Source organism: Glycomyces algeriensis, assembly GCF_027622855.1.
GTDB lineage: Bacteria > Actinomycetota > Actinomycetes > Mycobacteriales > Micromonosporaceae > Glycomyces > Glycomyces algeriensis.
In genome coordinates, this window is record NZ_JAPZVR010000009.1 from 147,030 (window position 1) to 162,249 (window position 15,220).

At 70.1% G+C, this 15,220-nt stretch carries 15 protein-coding genes; 8 read left to right on the plus strand and 7 right to left on the minus strand.

All coding sequences use genetic code 11. From position 1 onward, the window contains the following. Positions 1-30: 30 nt before the first annotated feature. Both O2L52_RS17440 and O2L52_RS17445 read left to right on the plus strand, forming a co-directional pair. Positions 31-2,265, plus strand: coding sequence for an excinuclease ABC subunit UvrA (locus O2L52_RS17440; RefSeq protein ID WP_270117065.1), 2,235 nt, complete (start codon positions 31-33; stop codon positions 2,263-2,265). 111 nt (positions 2,266-2,376) lie between these two features. Further along, positions 2,377-3,207 (plus strand): MBL fold metallo-hydrolase, encoded by an 831-nt coding sequence (locus O2L52_RS17445; protein ID WP_270117066.1) that lies wholly within the window; start codon positions 2,377-2,379, stop codon positions 3,205-3,207. Positions 3,208-3,264: 57 nt separating this feature from the next. On the opposite strand, the gene O2L52_RS17450 is transcribed toward O2L52_RS17445, so the two are convergent. Then, positions 3,265-3,642, minus strand: a complete 378-nt coding sequence (locus O2L52_RS17450) for an SHOCT domain-containing protein (protein ID WP_270117067.1) — start codon at positions 3,640-3,642, stop codon at positions 3,265-3,267. Positions 3,643-3,840: 198 nt separating this feature from the next. Here O2L52_RS17450 and O2L52_RS17455 point away from each other — a divergent pair, with 198 nt between their 5' ends. Together O2L52_RS17455 and O2L52_RS17460 are read left to right on the plus strand one after the other, a co-directional pair. After that, positions 3,841-4,251: a cupin domain-containing protein gene (locus tag O2L52_RS17455; RefSeq protein ID WP_270117068.1), complete on the plus strand. Its 411-nt coding sequence runs from the start codon at positions 3,841-3,843 to the stop codon at positions 4,249-4,251. A 184-nt stretch (positions 4,252-4,435) separates the two neighbouring features. Next, complete coding sequence (locus tag O2L52_RS17460) at positions 4,436-4,876, plus strand: DUF4383 domain-containing protein (RefSeq protein ID WP_270117069.1); 441 nt, start codon at positions 4,436-4,438, stop codon at positions 4,874-4,876. Between the two features lie 49 nt (positions 4,877-4,925). Here O2L52_RS17460 and O2L52_RS17465 read toward each other — a convergent pair whose 3' ends face one another. Then, positions 4,926-5,747: a helix-turn-helix domain-containing protein gene (locus O2L52_RS17465; protein WP_270117070.1), complete on the minus strand. Its 822-nt coding sequence runs from the start codon at positions 5,745-5,747 to the stop codon at positions 4,926-4,928. A 110-nt stretch (positions 5,748-5,857) separates the two neighbouring features. Between O2L52_RS17465 and O2L52_RS17470 the strand changes: the two genes are divergently transcribed. Beyond that, positions 5,858-7,054: a Gfo/Idh/MocA family protein gene (locus O2L52_RS17470; protein WP_270117071.1), complete on the plus strand. Its 1,197-nt coding sequence runs from the start codon at positions 5,858-5,860 to the stop codon at positions 7,052-7,054. Between the two features lie 2 nt (positions 7,055-7,056). Here O2L52_RS17470 and O2L52_RS17475 read toward each other — a convergent pair whose 3' ends face one another. Continuing rightward, positions 7,057-8,022 carry a TetR/AcrR family transcriptional regulator C-terminal domain-containing protein gene (locus O2L52_RS17475; RefSeq protein ID WP_270117072.1) on the minus strand — a complete coding sequence of 322 codons (966 nt, stop codon included), beginning with the start codon at positions 8,020-8,022 and terminating at the stop codon, positions 7,057-7,059. 132 nt (positions 8,023-8,154) lie between these two features. Between O2L52_RS17475 and O2L52_RS17480 the strand changes: the two genes are divergently transcribed. Both O2L52_RS17480 and O2L52_RS17485 read left to right on the plus strand, forming a co-directional pair. Then, positions 8,155-8,772, plus strand: coding sequence for a GNAT family N-acetyltransferase (locus tag O2L52_RS17480; RefSeq protein WP_270117073.1), 618 nt, complete (start codon positions 8,155-8,157; stop codon positions 8,770-8,772). 12 nt (positions 8,773-8,784) lie between these two features. Next, positions 8,785-9,660, plus strand: coding sequence for an alpha/beta fold hydrolase (locus O2L52_RS17485; protein ID WP_270117074.1), 876 nt, complete (start codon positions 8,785-8,787; stop codon positions 9,658-9,660). A 24-nt stretch (positions 9,661-9,684) separates the two neighbouring features. On the opposite strand, the gene O2L52_RS17490 is transcribed toward O2L52_RS17485, so the two are convergent. The 4 genes from O2L52_RS17490 to O2L52_RS17505 all read right to left on the minus strand — a co-directional run bounded on the left by O2L52_RS17490 (position 9,685) and on the right by O2L52_RS17505 (position 13,793). Further along, entirely contained in the window at positions 9,685-10,023 is a 339-nt protein-coding gene (locus O2L52_RS17490; protein WP_270117075.1) for a cupin domain-containing protein, read from the minus strand. Positions 10,024-10,085: 62 nt separating this feature from the next. Beyond that, positions 10,086-11,030, minus strand: a complete 945-nt coding sequence (locus O2L52_RS17495; RefSeq protein WP_270117077.1) for a carbohydrate ABC transporter permease — start codon at positions 11,028-11,030, stop codon at positions 10,086-10,088. Beyond that, positions 11,027-12,010, minus strand: a complete 984-nt coding sequence (locus tag O2L52_RS17500; protein WP_270117079.1) for an ABC transporter permease — start codon at positions 12,008-12,010, stop codon at positions 11,027-11,029. Before O2L52_RS17500 ends, O2L52_RS17495 begins: the two co-directional genes overlap by 4 nt. 82 nt (positions 12,011-12,092) lie before the next feature. Further along, entirely contained in the window at positions 12,093-13,793 is a 1,701-nt protein-coding gene (locus O2L52_RS17505; protein WP_270117080.1) for a type 2 periplasmic-binding domain-containing protein, read from the minus strand. 240 nt (positions 13,794-14,033) lie between these two features. Here O2L52_RS17505 and O2L52_RS17510 point away from each other — a divergent pair, with 240 nt between their 5' ends. After that, positions 14,034-15,194 carry an ROK family transcriptional regulator gene (locus O2L52_RS17510; RefSeq protein ID WP_270117081.1) on the plus strand — a complete coding sequence of 387 codons (1,161 nt, stop codon included), beginning with the start codon at positions 14,034-14,036 and terminating at the stop codon, positions 15,192-15,194. Positions 15,195-15,220: the final 26 nt, after the last annotated feature.

The following is a 15,220-nucleotide window of genomic DNA, read 5'->3' on the forward strand; positions in this document are numbered from 1 at the left end:
ACGGCCGCATCTGCGCCTAGCGTCGCAGGCATGAACGAACGCATGATCCGCATCCGCGGCGCCAGGTCCAACAACCTCAAGTCGGTCGACCTGGAGGTGCCGCGCGGGAGTCTGACCGTGTTCGCGGGCCCGTCCGGCTCCGGGAAGTCGTCGCTGGTGTTCGACACGATCGCCGCCGAGGCCGGCCACCAGGTCAACGAGACGTACCCGCCGTTCCTGCGGAACCGGCTGCCGAAGTGGACGCGGCCCGAGGCCGACGAGATCTCCGGCCTGTCGCCCGTGGTCGTCATCGACCAGCGCCGCCTCGGCGGCAACGCCCGGTCCACGGTGGGAACGATCACCGACACGTGGACGTACCTGCGGCTGCTCTACTCGCGGATCGGCGACCCGCACCTCGGCGGCGAGTCGAACCGCTTCTCCTTCAACGACCCCGCGGGCATGTGCCCGACCTGCTCGGGCCTGGGCGAGGCCGTCGAGATCGACACCGCGTCGTTCCTCGACCTCGGCCGGACGCTGAAGGAGGGCGCGATCCTCCTGCCCGGCTTCGTGGACGGCGGCTACTGGCTCACCAAGTACACCGACCTCGGATGGTTCCCGGCCGACGAGCCGCTGCGGTCCTGGACCGAGGATCAACGCGGCGCGCTGCTGCACGGCGGCGCGCACCTCGACCGCCTCGGCGTCGAGCCGCCGGCCGACTTCGAGGGCCTGGTCGCGTGGTTCGAGCGCATCTACCTGCACACCTCCGACAACCTGTCGGACCGCAAGCGGGAGGCCATCGAGCGGTTCACGAGGTCCGGCACGTGCCCCGAGTGCGGCGGCGACCGGTTGAACGCCGAGGCCCGGGCCGTCACCGTGCTCGGCCGCACCATCGGCGAACTGGCCCTCATGGAGGTCGCCGAACTCGCGGACCTCGTTGCGGGCGTCCAGGACGCGGCCGTGGCACCGGTGGTGTCGGCGCTGGTGGAGCGGCTGCGGGCGATGGACGCGATCGGGCTCGGCTACCTGCACCTGGGGCGGGCCACGACGAGCCTCTCCGGGGGCGAGTCGCAGCGGGTGAAGACCGTGAAGCACTTGGGCAGCAGCCTGATCGAGATGCTGTACATCTTCGACGAGCCCACGGTGGGCCTGCACCCGCAGGACGTCCACGCCATGATCGGGCTCTTGGAGCGGTTGCGGGACAAGGGGAACACGGTGCTCGTGGTCGAGCACGACCCGGCGGTGATGGCGGTCGCCGACCAGGTCGTCGAGATCGGGCCGGACGGCGGCGCCGCCGGCGGCAGGGTGGTCTTCCAGGGGCGGTTCGACCGGCTCCGAGGGGCCGACACGCCGACCGCACTCGCGCTCGCGAAGCCGGCGCCGGTCGGCGCCGCACCTCGGGAACCCTTCGGGGCCATAACGATCGAGCGGGCCGCGCGCAACAACCTGCAGGAGGTCACCGTCGACCTCCCGACCGGGGTGCTGACCGTGCTCACCGGCGTCGCCGGGTCCGGGAAGTCGAGCCTGGCGGCCGAACTGGTGGAGCAGCACGGCGCGATCGTGGTCGACCAGCGGGCCGTCGCGGCCAACCGCCGGTCGACGCCGATCACGTACACCGGGATCGCCGCGCCGGTCCGGAAGCTGTTCGCGAAGGCGAGCGGCCTGCCCGCGAAGTACTTCAGCGCCAACTCCGAAGGGGCCTGCGCGGACTGCAAGGGGCTCGGCGTCGTCTACACCGACCTCGCGTTCATGGACGGGCAGGAGACCGTGTGCGAGACGTGCGGCGGACTCCGGTTCACCGCGGAGGCGCTGCGGCACCGCGTCGACGGGCTCACCATCGCCGAGGTGGGGGACCTGACCATCTTGGAGGCGCTGCAGCGGCTCGCGGATCCGGCGATCCGCAAGGGGCTGCACCACCTCGACCGGGTGGGGCTCGGCTACCTGCGCCTCGGCCAGCCGCTCTCGACGCTCTCCGGCGGGGAGTGCCAGCGCGTGAAGATCGCGAGGGAGCTGCGCGAGGCCGCCGAGCCGTCGCTGTACGTGCTGGACGAGCCGACGACGGGGCTGCACCTGCGCGACATCGACACGCTCATGGCGGTGCTGGACCAGTTGGTCGAGGGCGGGCACACCGTGGTCGTCATCGAGCACCACACCGAGGTGATCCGCCGCGCGGACTGGATCGTGGACCTCGGCCCGGGCGCGGGCCGCCACGGCGGGCGGGTCCTCTACGAGGGCCGGGTGGCGGACATGCGCGGCACGGCGACCGCGCGGGCGCTCGGGCAGGACTAGGGGCGTGGGGGTCTTGCGGGGCGCGGCGATGATTTTCGGGCGGCCGTGGCGTCTCTGTTGGTGTAGAACGAGACGGTCTCGACGGGGGTCGGGCCGCGCTGAGGAGGGTCCATGCTGAAACTGGTCGCTGAGGGCGTGCTGACGCATCAGAGTGCGCTGCTCGAGAACAATGCCGTTGTGGTGCAGGGCGAGTCGGGCGTGCTGGTCGTCGATCCGGGGTTGACCGAGTCGGAGATGGCCTGTCTTGCCGGTGATCTCCGCAGGCTGGGGCACGGTGTTGCGGCGGGGTTCGCGACGCATCCCGACTGGGATCACGTGTTGTGGCATCCGGAGCTCGGGGAGGCGCCGCGTTACGGGACGGCTCGGTGTGCGGCGGTCATGCGGGAGTTCCGGGCGGATCCGGACTGGAGGGTCCGCGCTGCCGAGGGGCTGCCTCCGGAGATCGCGGAGGAGGTGCCGCTGGAGCTGTTCGGCCTCATCACGGCGTTGCCGGCAGGGGCGGCCCAGATCCCTTGGGAGGGACCGAGGGTCGAGGTGATCGAGCTTCCGGCGCATGCGCCGGGCCATGCGGCGCTGTTCATTGAGGAGTGCGGGGTGCTCATCGCCGGCGACATGCTCTCCGATGTCCTGGTGCCGAACCTCGACGTCTTGGGCGACACCAACGACCCGGTCGCGGAGTACCTCGTCGGGTTGGAGCGGCTCGAGGACGTCGCGGCGAAGGTCGATGTCGTCGTTCCCGGCCACGGGTCGGTGGGCGGTGCGGAGGCGGTTCGCACGCGGATCGACTTGGACCGGGCGTACGTGCTGGCGTTGGGCGAGGGCCGTGTGCCCAGTGACCTGCGGGTCGGTGCGACGGCCAAGCCCGGGTGGGAGTGGACCACCGATATCGCCGCCGAGCAGGTGCAGCGCCTGGCCGAGCGGTACGGGCGCGGCGTCGGCTGACGGCTGCGAACGCGAGAGGGCGGGAGCCGTGCGGCTCCCGCCCTTCGTGCGTTCAGATCATCGCGGTAAAGCGGCTGCACCGCCCAGGACCCGGGCCTTCTCGGCCTGGAACTCCTCGTCGGTGAGCTTGCCGCGATCGTGCAGGTCGGCGAGGACCCGCAATTGCTCGGCGCCGTTGTCCGGGGCGTACTTCGCGACGAACGCGCGGCTGTTCTGGTCGAGCGCCTCCCGTTCGGCGGCGGTCGCGCCGGCCGGGCGGGCGATCAGGTAGATCAGCGTGCCGAAGAACGGCAGGATGACCACGACCACGACCCAGAGCGCCTTGAGCCAGCCCTTGAGGTCGTCCCGGCGGAAGATGTCGAACAGCGCGAACGCCCACATCATCATCAGCGGCAGCCAGATCAGCAGCAGCCAGAAGAAATCCCAGAACGACATGGCGTCCCCCTCGAGCCAGGATCGGGACCGCTTCGGTACCGACGATGCCCCACTCTCGCAAATCTGCGGCCGCAGCGTCGCGCATTCACGTATTCTTTTCGCCGCGCTCAGATCAGCGACTTGTTCATGTTCGACATCGGACACACCGGGATACCGCGAGAGCGCCGCCGAGGCCATTGCTGCCGTTATGGTTTGGCCGTGAATGTGGTGATCATGAAGAACGAGGACGGCGCCTATGCGGGTGCGCAGGGCGGCCTGTTCTCCGCGGGGGTGTCCCGTGAGTCAGTGGGTTCCGAACGGCTGTGCCTGCACCGGGTGTTCATAGCCGCGCACACCGAGACGCACGCCCATATGCATGACGGCCACGAGTCGGCGATCTACGTGCTCGCCGGCCGCCACCAGATCCGCTACGGCGACCAACTGGAGCACCTGGCCGACCTCGAACCGGGCGACATGGTGTACATCCCGCCGGGCATGCCGCATCAGCCCATCGTGGGCTCCGAGGACGTCACGGCCATCGTCGCCCGGACCGACCCTGCCGAGCAGGAATCGCTGCGCCTGCACACCGCGCCGCACTACGAAACCGCTGGTGCCGGGCTCGCGAACTGAGCTGAGGACCCGACCTGAAAGCCGACCGGCCCGCACGGGCCGGTCGGTTTTTCGCCGCGTCCGCGGAGAAATCCCGCCCGCCGACCCATCCGCGGGCATGGCGGCTCCGAATCGGGGGTATGACAGGACGATGAGCGCCGCGACGGGTACTCGCGTCCGTACCCCGACTGCAAAGGAGTTCGAAATGTCCATGCAAAGCACTCGCGGCCGCGCGCCCGTGCAGATCGTCACGATGGTCGTCTCATTGGTGTTCGTCCTGGTCGGCCTGCTCGGCTTCGTCCCGGGCATCACCACCGGCTTCGACTCGATGACGTTCGCCGGCCACCATTCCGAGGCCCTGCTGCTGGGCGTGTTCGAGGTGTCGGTGCTCCACAACATCGTCCACCTGCTCTTCGGCATCGTCGGCTTCCTGATGATGCGCACGGTCTCAGGCGCCATCACGTATCTGGTGATCGGCGGCGCGATCTACCTCGTGCTGTGGATCTACGGCCTGCTCATCGACCTGGACTCGAGCGCGAACTTCGTGCCCGTCAACGACGCCGACAACTGGCTCCACCTGGTCCTGGCCGTCGGCATGATCGGACTCGGCGCCCTCTTCGCGCGGAGCGCCAAGACCGCACAGTAAGGATGCAACGCGAGGCCCCGCCGACCTGCAGGTCCGGCGGGGCTGTTCGCTACCGGTGCTGGCGCCGGTAGGTCGCGGGCGGGGTGCCGCATTCGGTCTTGAACGCGGCGTAGAACCGGCTGACCGAGCTGAAGCCCGACTCGGCGGCGACGTCAGCGATCGGGAGGTCGGTGGTGACGAGCAAGCGGCGCCCCTCGGCCAGGCGGCACCGGGTCAGGTAGTCGTTGATCGTGGTGCGCACGATCTTGCCGAAGTGCGTCATCGCGTACCCCGGGTGCAGGCGCGCCGCCGCGGCGACATCGGCCACGGTGAGCGGTTCGCGGAAGTGCTCGGCGATGTGCCGGGCCATCGTGACGACGTGGCGCAGTGCGGGATCGCCACCGGAATGCCGGGGGACCGGGTCCTGCGGCGCGTCCAGCGCGAGGCGCCGGACCCGCGCCTCGACCTCGAGCAGCAGGATGCGGCGGCGCTCCGGCTGCGCACTCGACAGGTCGGCGGCCCACTGGGTGAAGTTCGCGTCGTCCGAAGCCATTGCGGCCGAAGGCGGGGCGATGAGCGGCGTGCCCGAGAGCAGGCGCCCGACGAGGGCGGTGGGCAGGCCCCAGCCGAGGAACGTCGCGAACGGGACGTGCACCCAGTGCGCGCGGGTCACGGAGTTCGCAACGAGCTGGTGCGGGACGGCCGCCCAGAACGCCGCGACCGAGCCGGGGCCGATCTCGACGGGCTCGCCGCCGAAGAGGTACAGCATGGTGCCGCCCTCGGCGATGAAGTTGATCTCCAGGTCGTCGTGCTGGTGGGCGGTGTCCATGAGGATCGGGCGCCCGGCCCAGCCCAGCAGTTCCGGCGGGAGTATCGCGATCTGAGGATCCAAGAAGAACTCGTTCCAATCCGTGAAGACTTCTCCGATCGGAATGTATACGGTGAGGCCGCAGCGCCCGACACCGGTCGCACCACCAGCCTCGATCATCAAGGAGTGTCGCCGTGTTCTCCATCGGCTTCGTCGGCGCCGGGCAGTTTGCCGGCTCGTTCGCCAAACTGTTCAACGCCCACCCCGGCGTCTCCCGGGTCACCGCCACCGATCTCCTCCCCGAGCGCGCCGCGGCCCTCGTCGGCGAGCTCGGCCTGGCAGGGGTGGAGGACGACTTCGACGCGATGCTCGCCTCCGATGTGGACGCCGTCGCGATCTTCACCCAGCGCTGGACCCACGGGCCGCTCGTGGAGCGGGCCCTGCGCGCGGGCAAGCACGTCTACTCGGCCGTGCCGATGGCCTTCACGGCGGAGGAGATCGCCGCGATCATCGACGCGGTCAAGGAGACCGGACTCACCTACATGATGGGCGAGACCAGCTACTACCACCCCTCCACCGTGTTCGCCCGCCAGAAAGCCGCCGACGGCGCGTTCGGCCGCGTCTTCTACGCCGAGGGCGACTACGTGCACGACATGGACCACGGCTTCTACGCCGCCTACCAGTACAGCGGCGGCGCGGACTGGAAGCGGACCGCCAGCTTCCCGCCCCTGAAGTACCCCACCCACGCCATCGGCGGCGTGCTCGGCGCCTGGAACACGCACGCCGTCAGCGTCAGCGCCATCGGCGTGCCCGACCAGCTCGGCGACGGCGTCTTCGACAAGTCCGTGAGCATGTTCGACAACGACTTCTCCAACGCCACCGCGCTCTTCGAGACGGCCGACGGCGGCAGCTTCCGCACCAACGAGTTCCGCCGGGTCGGCCTGGGCCACTGGCTTCCCGAGTCCCGGTTCACCTTCTACGGCACCGAGAGCATCCTCGAGCAGAACTCGAGCACCACCCACTGGCACGAGAAGGGCGAACCCCTCAGCGACGTCACCGAGCTGCTGCAGCCCCTGTGGGCGAGCGGCGCCGACGACCCCGTCCTGGCCAATGTGGACCCTGCCCTGCACGACTCGTTCATCTCCGGGCACGCGCCCATCCACGACGTCTCCGAACTCCCGGTCGAGTTCAAGGGCCTCGGCAACGGCCACATGGGCAGCCACCAGCTGCTCACGCACGACTTCGTGACCGCCGTGAACGAGCAGCGCCTCCCCACGGTGAACGCCTGGGTGGCCGCCCGGTACACCATGCCGGGCATCGTGGCCCACGAGTCCGCGCTGCGCGGCGGCGAGCGGCTGCGGATCGACGACTTCGGCGACGCCCCGGCCTAGCCTCAGGCGCGCTGCGCCCGGCCGAGGAGGACGGCGAAGCCGTCGAGGTGGCGGGCCAGCGCGTACTCGAACTGCGCGTCCAGGTCGCCGAAGGCGCCCGCCTGCGCCGCCGCGTGCAGCAGCGGGAACCGGCCGCCGTCGAGGAGTTCGGCGGCCCGCTCCCGCTGCGCCTGCAGCCAGCGGTCGAGGCTCACGCCGCTCTCCTGCTCGGCCTCGACCTCGTCCGCGACCGACAGGGCGGCCGAGTTGACGAGCGAGTGGAGCGCCATCGCCTCCTGGACGCAGGTCCGCTGCGACAGCCCCAGGCCGGCGAGGACCCGCAGGGTCCACTCGGTGTAGGCGGCGAGACCGGGCACCATCAGCGGCCGGGTGAAGGAGATGGCGCGCGCCGCCCACAGGTGGCGGCGGTACAGCTCCCACTGGCGGCGCGCGATCAGCTCGAGCCCGGCGCGCCACCCGCCGGTGCCGGGTTCGGGGAGGTCGTCGGGGCCGACGATCTCCTCGACCATCTGGACCACCAGTTCCTCCTTGGTCGCCACGTGCCGGTAGAGCGACATCGGGCCGACGCCGAGCTCGGCGGCGAGCCGGCGCATGGTGACCGACTCCAGCCCTTCGCGGTCGGCGACGGCGACGGCGGTGCGCCGGATCCGCGCGGCGGTGAGCGGCGGCGGCAGCATGCCGCGCCGCCGCGCCGGCCTCGCACTGCCTTGCGGCGCATCGACTTCGACGGCACGCGGTGCCGTGCCCCGCTCACTGACGACCGTGCCGGCGCCGACCCGCGTGACGACCAGCCCTTCATCCCGCAAGGTCGCCATGACCCGGTTCGCCGTGGCGGCGGCGACGCCCCAGCGCTGGGCGATCTGCCGCACCGACGGCACCCGGTCGCCCGGACGCAGGTCACCGGCGGCGATGCCCGCGCGGATCTCGGCGGCGATCTGCCGGAACGGCGGTTCTTGCGGCGTCGACATGGTGACCTCCGAGGCTGGGCGGACTCCCGGAACCATACCACCGAAGCGCACTAGTGCACTTCAGTCTGAACTAGTGCACTGATCACCAATTAGACTTGCTAGCAAGGCATCACACGTGAATACGATGTACGCATGAACGTTGATACATCGTACGCACTGATCCGCGCGGTCGACCGCTCAGCGCACGGCACGGTCCTCACCGCCCTCGCCTCCGCGTTCGACGCCGACCCGCTCGCCGCATGGCTCTTCCCCGAGCCCTCCGGCCGCGCCGCACTGCAGACCGGGTTCTACCGGTCGCTGCTCGACCACCCCGGCGCCGAGGGCCACCTGGCCGGCGACGACGCGGGCGCCGCGATCTGGCTGCACCTCCGCGCCGGCGAGCGGCTCCACGACGACCAGGCCGCCCCGCCGGACCCTGACGCGCCGACCGCCCGGCTGCACGCCGTCGGCACCGCGCTCGCGGCCCGGCACCCCGTCGACGAACCGCACCTCTACCTGGCCGTCATGGGCGTCGCCCCCGACCGGCAGGGCCGCGGCATCGGCACGGCGCTCCTACGGCACCGCCTCGAACAGGCCGACCGCGACGGCATCGCCGCCTACCTCGAAGCCAGCTCACCGCGCAGCCGCGACCTCTACCGCAAGCACGGCTTCACCGACCTCGGCGCCCCCGTGCGGCTCGCCGACGCCCCGCCGCTCTACCCGATGCGGCGTCCCGCCACGACCTCGCCCGACCGATCCGACAACCGCTGAAGGAGCACCACCATGACCAGCAACTCCGCACCCACCCTCGTGTTCGTCCACGGCACCCACGTCTCCTCGTTCAGCTGGGTCGGCCTCACCCAGGAGCTGACCCTCCGCGGGTACCGCACCATCGCCGTCGACCTCCCCGGCCACGGCATCGACGGCTTCTACCCGCGCGCTTACCAAGCGCCGCAAGACCTCGCGGCGCTGGCGAAGGAGCCGTCCCCGCTCGCGGCCCTCACGCTGGACGACTACGCCGCGCACGTCGAGGACGTGGTGCGCCGGGCGCGCCGCAACGGGCCGGTGGTCCTCGTGGGGGCCAGCCAGGGCGGCGTCACGCTCAGCCGGGTCGGCAATGCCGTGCCCGAGCTGCTCGACCACATCGTCTACATGGCCGCGTACTGCCCTGTGGACCTGCCGAGCATGGTGGCGTACCTCGCGACCCCCGAGAACGCGGGCAGCCTGGTCGACAAGGTCACCGCGGCGGTCGCCGGGGACCCGGCCGAGCTCGGGGTGGCCCGGGTCAACTGGCGCACCGCCGACCAGGACCTGCTCGACGGGATCCGCGAGTGCCTGGCCGCGAGGTTCACCGACGAGGAGCTGACCCGGACGCTCAACCTGTTCCAGCCGGACGAATCGGTCGCGATCCCGATGGCGGAGACCCGCGTCGAGGCGGACCGGTGGGGCCGGATCCCCCGCACCTACGTGCGGTTCACCGAGGACCGGCTGATCCCGCCGGCACTGCAGGACCGGTTCATCGCCGAGGCCGACCGCCTCACGCCGGGCAACCCGACCGAGGTCCACTCGGTCGCGGCACCGCATGTGGGCCCGTTCTACCTGCCCGAGATCGTCGAGATCCTCAGCGGTCTCGCGCGGCGCTCCGCGACCCGCCCCTGACCGGCGGTCCGGACCAGATGCGGCTCAGTCGGAATGGCGGGCCACGGTGATGAGGACGACCGCGTCCTCGATCACCTCGAGGTCGTAGTCGTCGTCCGCGGGGACGGGGAGGAGGTCGAAGGGGCCGCCGGTGGTGGACTCGCCGTCGGCGGTGAGGCGAACCCGGCCGCGGATGACCAGGAAGGTCGTCTCGGCCGGGTTCGGGTTGTCGTCCAGGGCCGCACCGCGGTTCAGGGCGATGAGGGTCTGGCCGAGTATCCGTCCGCTGCCGCCGTGCACGGTCTTCCCGGCCCGGCCGGAGGGCGATGCCGCGGCGGCCCGCACGAGTTCCTCGACGACGGTTCCTTCTGCGTTGATCTGCATAGGCCGATGCTAAAGCGCTAGCACAGTTCACGTTGGCGTACGCGCAAATCGGTGGAACCCGGTCAGCCCTTGATGGCGCCGGTGATGACGGCCTTGGTGAAGTGCTTCTGGATGAACGGGTACATGATCACGATCGGGATGATCGTGCAGACCACGGCGGCCATCTTGAGCGAGGCCGCCGGGGCGTTCTCCATCCCGGACGAGATCGCGGCCGCGGCGGCCGCGTCCTGGCCCGCGGGCCCGGTCGAGGCGATGAGCCACTGCTGGATGAGCACCTGGATGGGCTTGGTCTCCAGCCCCGGGGTGTAGAGCACCGCGAGGAAGTACGTGTTCCAGTAGCCGACCGCGTAGAACAGCCCGATGACCGCGAGGATCGCCTTCGACATCGGCAGCACCACCTTGAAGAGGGTGCGGAACTCGCCGGCGCCGTCGATCTTCGCGGCGTCGATGAGCTCCCCGGGGACGCTCGTCATGAAGAAGGTGCGCAGCACGATGAGGTTCCACGCGGAGAAGCACACCGGCAGGATGAGCGCCCACATGTCGTTGAGCAGGCCCAGGTCCTGGACGACCAGGTACGACGGGTACATGCCGGGGGCGAACAGGAGGGTGACGAGGATGGCGGTCAGCATCTTGCGGTGCCACACCGAGCCGGGCCGCGACAGCCCGTAGGCCGCGCCCACGGTGAGCACCAGGCTGATGGCGGTGCCCACGGCGGTGAGCATGAGCGTGAACAGCAGCGACTTCGTGACCGCGCCGCCGGAGAGGATCTCGCGGTAGGCCTGGAGGCTGATGTCGGTGGGCAGGAAGATCATGTCGCCGCCGGAGCGGACCAGGGCGTCCTCGGTGGCGAGGCTCGTCGCGAGCACCGCCCACAGTGGAACGATGATCGCGGCGGCGTAGACGAGCAGGAACAGCGCCTTGACGGACTTGCCGAGGAACGACGGCTCCTCGTCCCAGGCGGGGCGCTGGTCGCGGCGGCGGGAGCGGGTGGCGGTGAGGGTGCTCATGACTTCTGGTAGATCCCTTGCTCTCCGAGGCGGTGGGCGATGTTGTTGGCGGCGAGGATGAGCAGGAGCCCGATGACGCCCTTGAACAGGCCCGCCGCGGTGCCGAGGGATTCGCCGTTCGCCGACAGGATCGTCCGGTAGTAGACGAACGTGTCGAGCACTTCCGAAGCGCCCCAGCCGACTGACGCGCGCTGCAGCTGGTACTGCTCGAAGCCGACCGAGAGGATGCTGCCGAGCTGGAGGATGAGCAGCAGGACGATGACGGGCCGGATGCTCGGCAGCGTGATGTGCCACAGCCGCTTCCAGCGGTTCGCGCCGTCCACGGCGGCCGCCTCGTACAGCGCGGGGTTGATCGACGCGAGGGCCGCGAGGAAGATGATCATGCCCCAGCCGGCGTCCTTCCACGTCCACTGCAGCCACGCCAGGAACATGAAGCTGTCCGGGTCGCGCATGATGTCGAGCCGGTCCCCGCCCATGCCGACCAGCCAGCGGCTGAACAGGCCGTCCTGGCCGAGCACCTGGGTGAAGACCGAGACGACCAGCACCCACGAGAAGAAGTACGGCAGGTACACGATGGACTGGAACGTGCTGCGCAGCTTCGTGGAGATCACGCTGTGCATGAGCAGCGCGAGCCCGATCGAGGTCGGGAACACGAACAGCAGCTGCGCGAACGCGAACTGCAGGGTGTTGAGCAGCGCGTCGACGAAGTAAGGGTCCTCGAAGAGGATCTGGAAGTGCGTGAACCCGACGATCGGGTTCTCCCACAGCGACCGGTACGGGCTGTAGTCCATGAACGCGATGACGCTGTACGCCGAAGGGGCGTAGAAGAAGACCGCGAGCTGCGCCAGCGCGGGCACGGTGAGGACGACCAGCGGCCAGTCCAGTCGCAGCCGGTGGCGCAAAGGCTTGCGCCGGGGCGCGGTCGCGCGGGTCTTCGGTGGCGCGGCGGTCGGCGCCGCCGGTTCTGCTGTCACTGCCATGTCGCTCTCGTCGTCTCCGAAGGGATCGTGGGGGGCTGTCCACAATGGGGGTGCGGGCGGTGCCGTGCCGCCCGCGCCGCCGTCACTCGCCGTGGAGCTGCTTGTAGGCCTTCTCGTAGAACTCGCGGGCCTCGTCGCCGCCTTCGGACTTCCAGGTCGCGACGGCACCGTCGAGCTCGCTGAGTTCGGCGCGGCCGTAGATGATGTCGTTGACCTTCTCGTCGAAGACCGAGCCGGCGTTGGTGCCGGACTCGGGGCTGGTCAGGCGCAGCCCCGCGAACGGGTTCGTGTCCAGGTACGGGAGGATCGCCTCGTCGAACGCGAACCGGGCCTCGATGACGTCGGCGGGGCCCTCGAGCAGGTACTCGGTGGTGCCGCTCATCGCGGTGTAGGACAGGGAGTCCTGGAAGCCGCGGACCCCGGCCTCGGTCAGCGCGGGGCGGCCGTCGGCGTCGTACTCGAACTGCTGCCCCTCGAAGCCGAACTGGACGGTCTCGTACTCCTTGGTGCCGTAGGGCGCAGCCACGTAGTTCGAGACGTCGAGCAGCTCGGCGATCGCGTCCTCGCCGAGGTCCTTGCGGAAGAACAGCCAGCCGCCCACGCCCCACGCGGAGTGGTACATCGGCTCGCGCCCTTGGAAGGTGAGCGCGCCGACCGGGCCGAGCTCGAACGCGGGGTTCTCGCCGGTGGCCCGCACCTCCTGCGTCATCTGCCACCAGCGGCTCCAGCCGTCCTGGTCGAACAGGATCTCGCCGGTCCGGTGGAGGGTCTTGCCGTCGAAGTCGGCGCTGCCCACGCTGGGGTGGCGCAGCTTCTCGTCGGTCAGGGTGCGCTGGAACTCGACCCACTCCTTGAACTCGGAGCGCTCGTAGTTGTGGACCAGGCCCGAGCCGTCCCACAGCCAGCCGGTGGCCTCGAGCCGGAACCAGGCCTTGGAGATGTAGTCGGTGCCGCCGATGGCCCAGCGGCCAGCCTTGTCGTCGGACCAGGCACGGGCGGTCTCGAGCAGTTCCTCCACAGTGGTCGGCACGGCGAAGCCGCCTTCCGCCAAGAGGTCCGCGCGGTGGAAGAACGCGTTGGACGGCCCGCCGAGCAGGCCCCACGGCACGCCGTAGATCCCGGCGGAGCCCACCGGGTCCTCGGGGTCGGAGGACCAGACCGAGTCGGCCCAGGCGTTGTCGCCGCGGCCGGCCAGCAGCGGCCAGCGCTCGGCGATGTCGCCCGATACGATGTCGGAGATGTCGGCGAACCGGTTGACGACGGTCTCGTTGAAGCCCGCGTGCGAGTTGGTCATCCACCCGAACATGAAGATCGCGTCGCCGAACTCCTCGGCCTGGATCCACTGGGTCGACGCCTCGGCGAACGCCTCGCCGTCGCTCTGCACGAACTCGATCTTCGTGCCGCCGGTGGCCTCCTGCATCGCCAGGAGGTACGGGTCGTCCTTCGCCAGCGCCGGACCCCAGTTGGGGACGTAGACCTGGTAGGACCCGGAGTTGCTCGGCGGGTTCGCGATCGCCTTCGCGGGCGGGTTCGGGTACGCGAGGTAGCCGCTGGGGTGGTTCGGCGGCTCGCCGACGAGGTCGGGCTCGATCGGGAGCGGCCACTCCTTGTACGTGGGCAGGATGTCGAGCGTCTGGTCGACCTCCTGCACGTTGCCCTCGCCGCCGCTGACCTCGGCGCACGCGGACAGCAGGGGGAATCCGGCGGCGCCGGCGGTGCCGATGCCGGCCGCCTTGAGCAGGGAGCGGCGGCGGAACAATGAACCGTCTGAGGGAGTAGGCATGTCGTCCTCGTCCTTGAGCTGGGGATGCGGATGCGCCCGGACCGGCCACGCCAAGATCGATGCATTTGGATGGCCCGCCTGGTGCGCAGTACGGTACCCAGCCCGCAATACTTTGTCAACTGATGAAATCAAGTTGGCGAACTAATCGGGCGGTTATCGCCTAAATTGCGGACGTATTGGTAATTACGCCTACCCGGTTCCACTAGGTAGGCTTCACTCGAAACAAAGCGAGGAGCTGCAATGACGAGTCCAACCGCCTTCGGCAACGCCGAGCCCGAGCCGTGGCCGGCGCTGGGCGGCGTCGAACGCCAGGCCCTGCGCGAGCTGCTCATCCACGGCCCGAAGTCCCGCGCCGAGATCGCACGCCAGCTCGGCATGTCGCGGGCGAGCCTCACCCGCGTCACCCGCACCCTCGTCGACCACGGCTTCGTCGCCGAAGGCGCCTCGGAACTGCGCGGCGCCACCGGCCGGCCCAGTGAACTCCTCCACGTCCGCCCCGAAGCCCGCAGCTTCCTCGGCGTCAAACTCACCGCCGAAGCCCTGTTCGCCGTGGTCACCGACCTCACCGCCAACGTCCTCACCGCCCACGACGAACCCCTGCGCTCCAAAGCCGTCGACGACGTCGTCGCCCAGATCGGCGAAGTCCACGACCGCCTCAAAGCCGCCCACCCGGACATCACGGCCGCCGGCATCGCCCTCCCCGGCGACGTCACCGAAAACGAAGGCCGCCAGGTCGTCGCCCAGTCCGTCTTCCTCGGCTGGCAGCAGGTCGAACTCGCCGGCCTCGTCAGCGACCGCCTCGGCATCCCCGTCGCCACCGAGAACGACGTGCGCTCCCTGACCGCCGCCGAGCACTGGTTCGGCGTAGGCGCCGGATTCGACTCCATGGCGCTCCTGACCGTGGGCGCCGGCGTCGGCCTCGGCCTGGTCGTGGACGGCAAGGTCGTCACCGGCGCGCACGGCAAGAGCGCCCGGATCGACCACCAGCTCGTCGACTCCAACGGCCCCAAATGCGGGCAGGGGCACCGCGGCTGCGTCAGCAGCTACCTGCCCAACGGCTCGATCGTCGCCTCACTGCGCACCCCCGGACTCGACTACGACGCCGTCGTGGCGCTGGCCCGGGGCCGCGACCACGCGGCGATGGCGGCCTTCGGCGACGCCGGCCGCGCGCTCGGTGTGCTGGTAGCGACCGTGGCCAACACGATGGACCCCGAGAAGATCGTGATCACCGGCGACGGCATCGCGGTCACCGAGATCGCCCGGAACGAGATCGCCTCCGCGATCGAGGCCCACCGCCACCCCTACGGCGCCCCGATCACCTTCGACATCCAGCCGTTCGAGTTCGGGGAGTGGGCCCGCGCCGGGGCGGTCCTGGCGATCCGCTCCTGCCTCCGGTTCTGAGACTACTTTAGTTTCGTCGATTGACA

Excerpts from the sequence above, each read along its gene's own strand:
- O2L52_RS17440 (WP_270117065.1), top strand. The coding sequence starts at position 31 with ATGAACGAACGCATGATCCGCATCCGCGGCGCCAGGTCCAACAACCTC.
- O2L52_RS17445 (WP_270117066.1), top strand. The coding sequence starts at position 2,377 with ATGCTGAAACTGGTCGCTGAGGGCGTGCTGACGCATCAGAGTGCGCTG.
- O2L52_RS17450 (WP_270117067.1), bottom strand. The coding sequence starts at position 3,642 with ATGTCGTTCTGGGATTTCTTCTGGCTGCTGCTGATCTGGCTGCCGCTG.
- O2L52_RS17460 (WP_270117069.1), top strand. The coding sequence starts at position 4,436 with ATGTCCATGCAAAGCACTCGCGGCCGCGCGCCCGTGCAGATCGTCACG.
- O2L52_RS17475 (WP_270117072.1), bottom strand. The coding sequence starts at position 8,022 with ATGTCGACGCCGCAAGAACCGCCGTTCCGGCAGATCGCCGCCGAGATC.
- O2L52_RS17480 (WP_270117073.1), top strand. The coding sequence starts at position 8,155 with ATGAACGTTGATACATCGTACGCACTGATCCGCGCGGTCGACCGCTCA.
- O2L52_RS17485 (WP_270117074.1), top strand. The coding sequence starts at position 8,785 with ATGACCAGCAACTCCGCACCCACCCTCGTGTTCGTCCACGGCACCCAC.
- O2L52_RS17490 (WP_270117075.1), bottom strand. The coding sequence starts at position 10,023 with ATGCAGATCAACGCAGAAGGAACCGTCGTCGAGGAACTCGTGCGGGCC.
- O2L52_RS17495 (WP_270117077.1), bottom strand. The coding sequence starts at position 11,030 with ATGAGCACCCTCACCGCCACCCGCTCCCGCCGCCGCGACCAGCGCCCC.
- O2L52_RS17500 (WP_270117079.1), bottom strand. The coding sequence starts at position 12,010 with ATGGCAGTGACAGCAGAACCGGCGGCGCCGACCGCCGCGCCACCGAAG.
- O2L52_RS17505 (WP_270117080.1), bottom strand. The coding sequence starts at position 13,793 with ATGCCTACTCCCTCAGACGGTTCATTGTTCCGCCGCCGCTCCCTGCTC.
- O2L52_RS17510 (WP_270117081.1), top strand. The coding sequence starts at position 14,034 with ATGACGAGTCCAACCGCCTTCGGCAACGCCGAGCCCGAGCCGTGGCCG.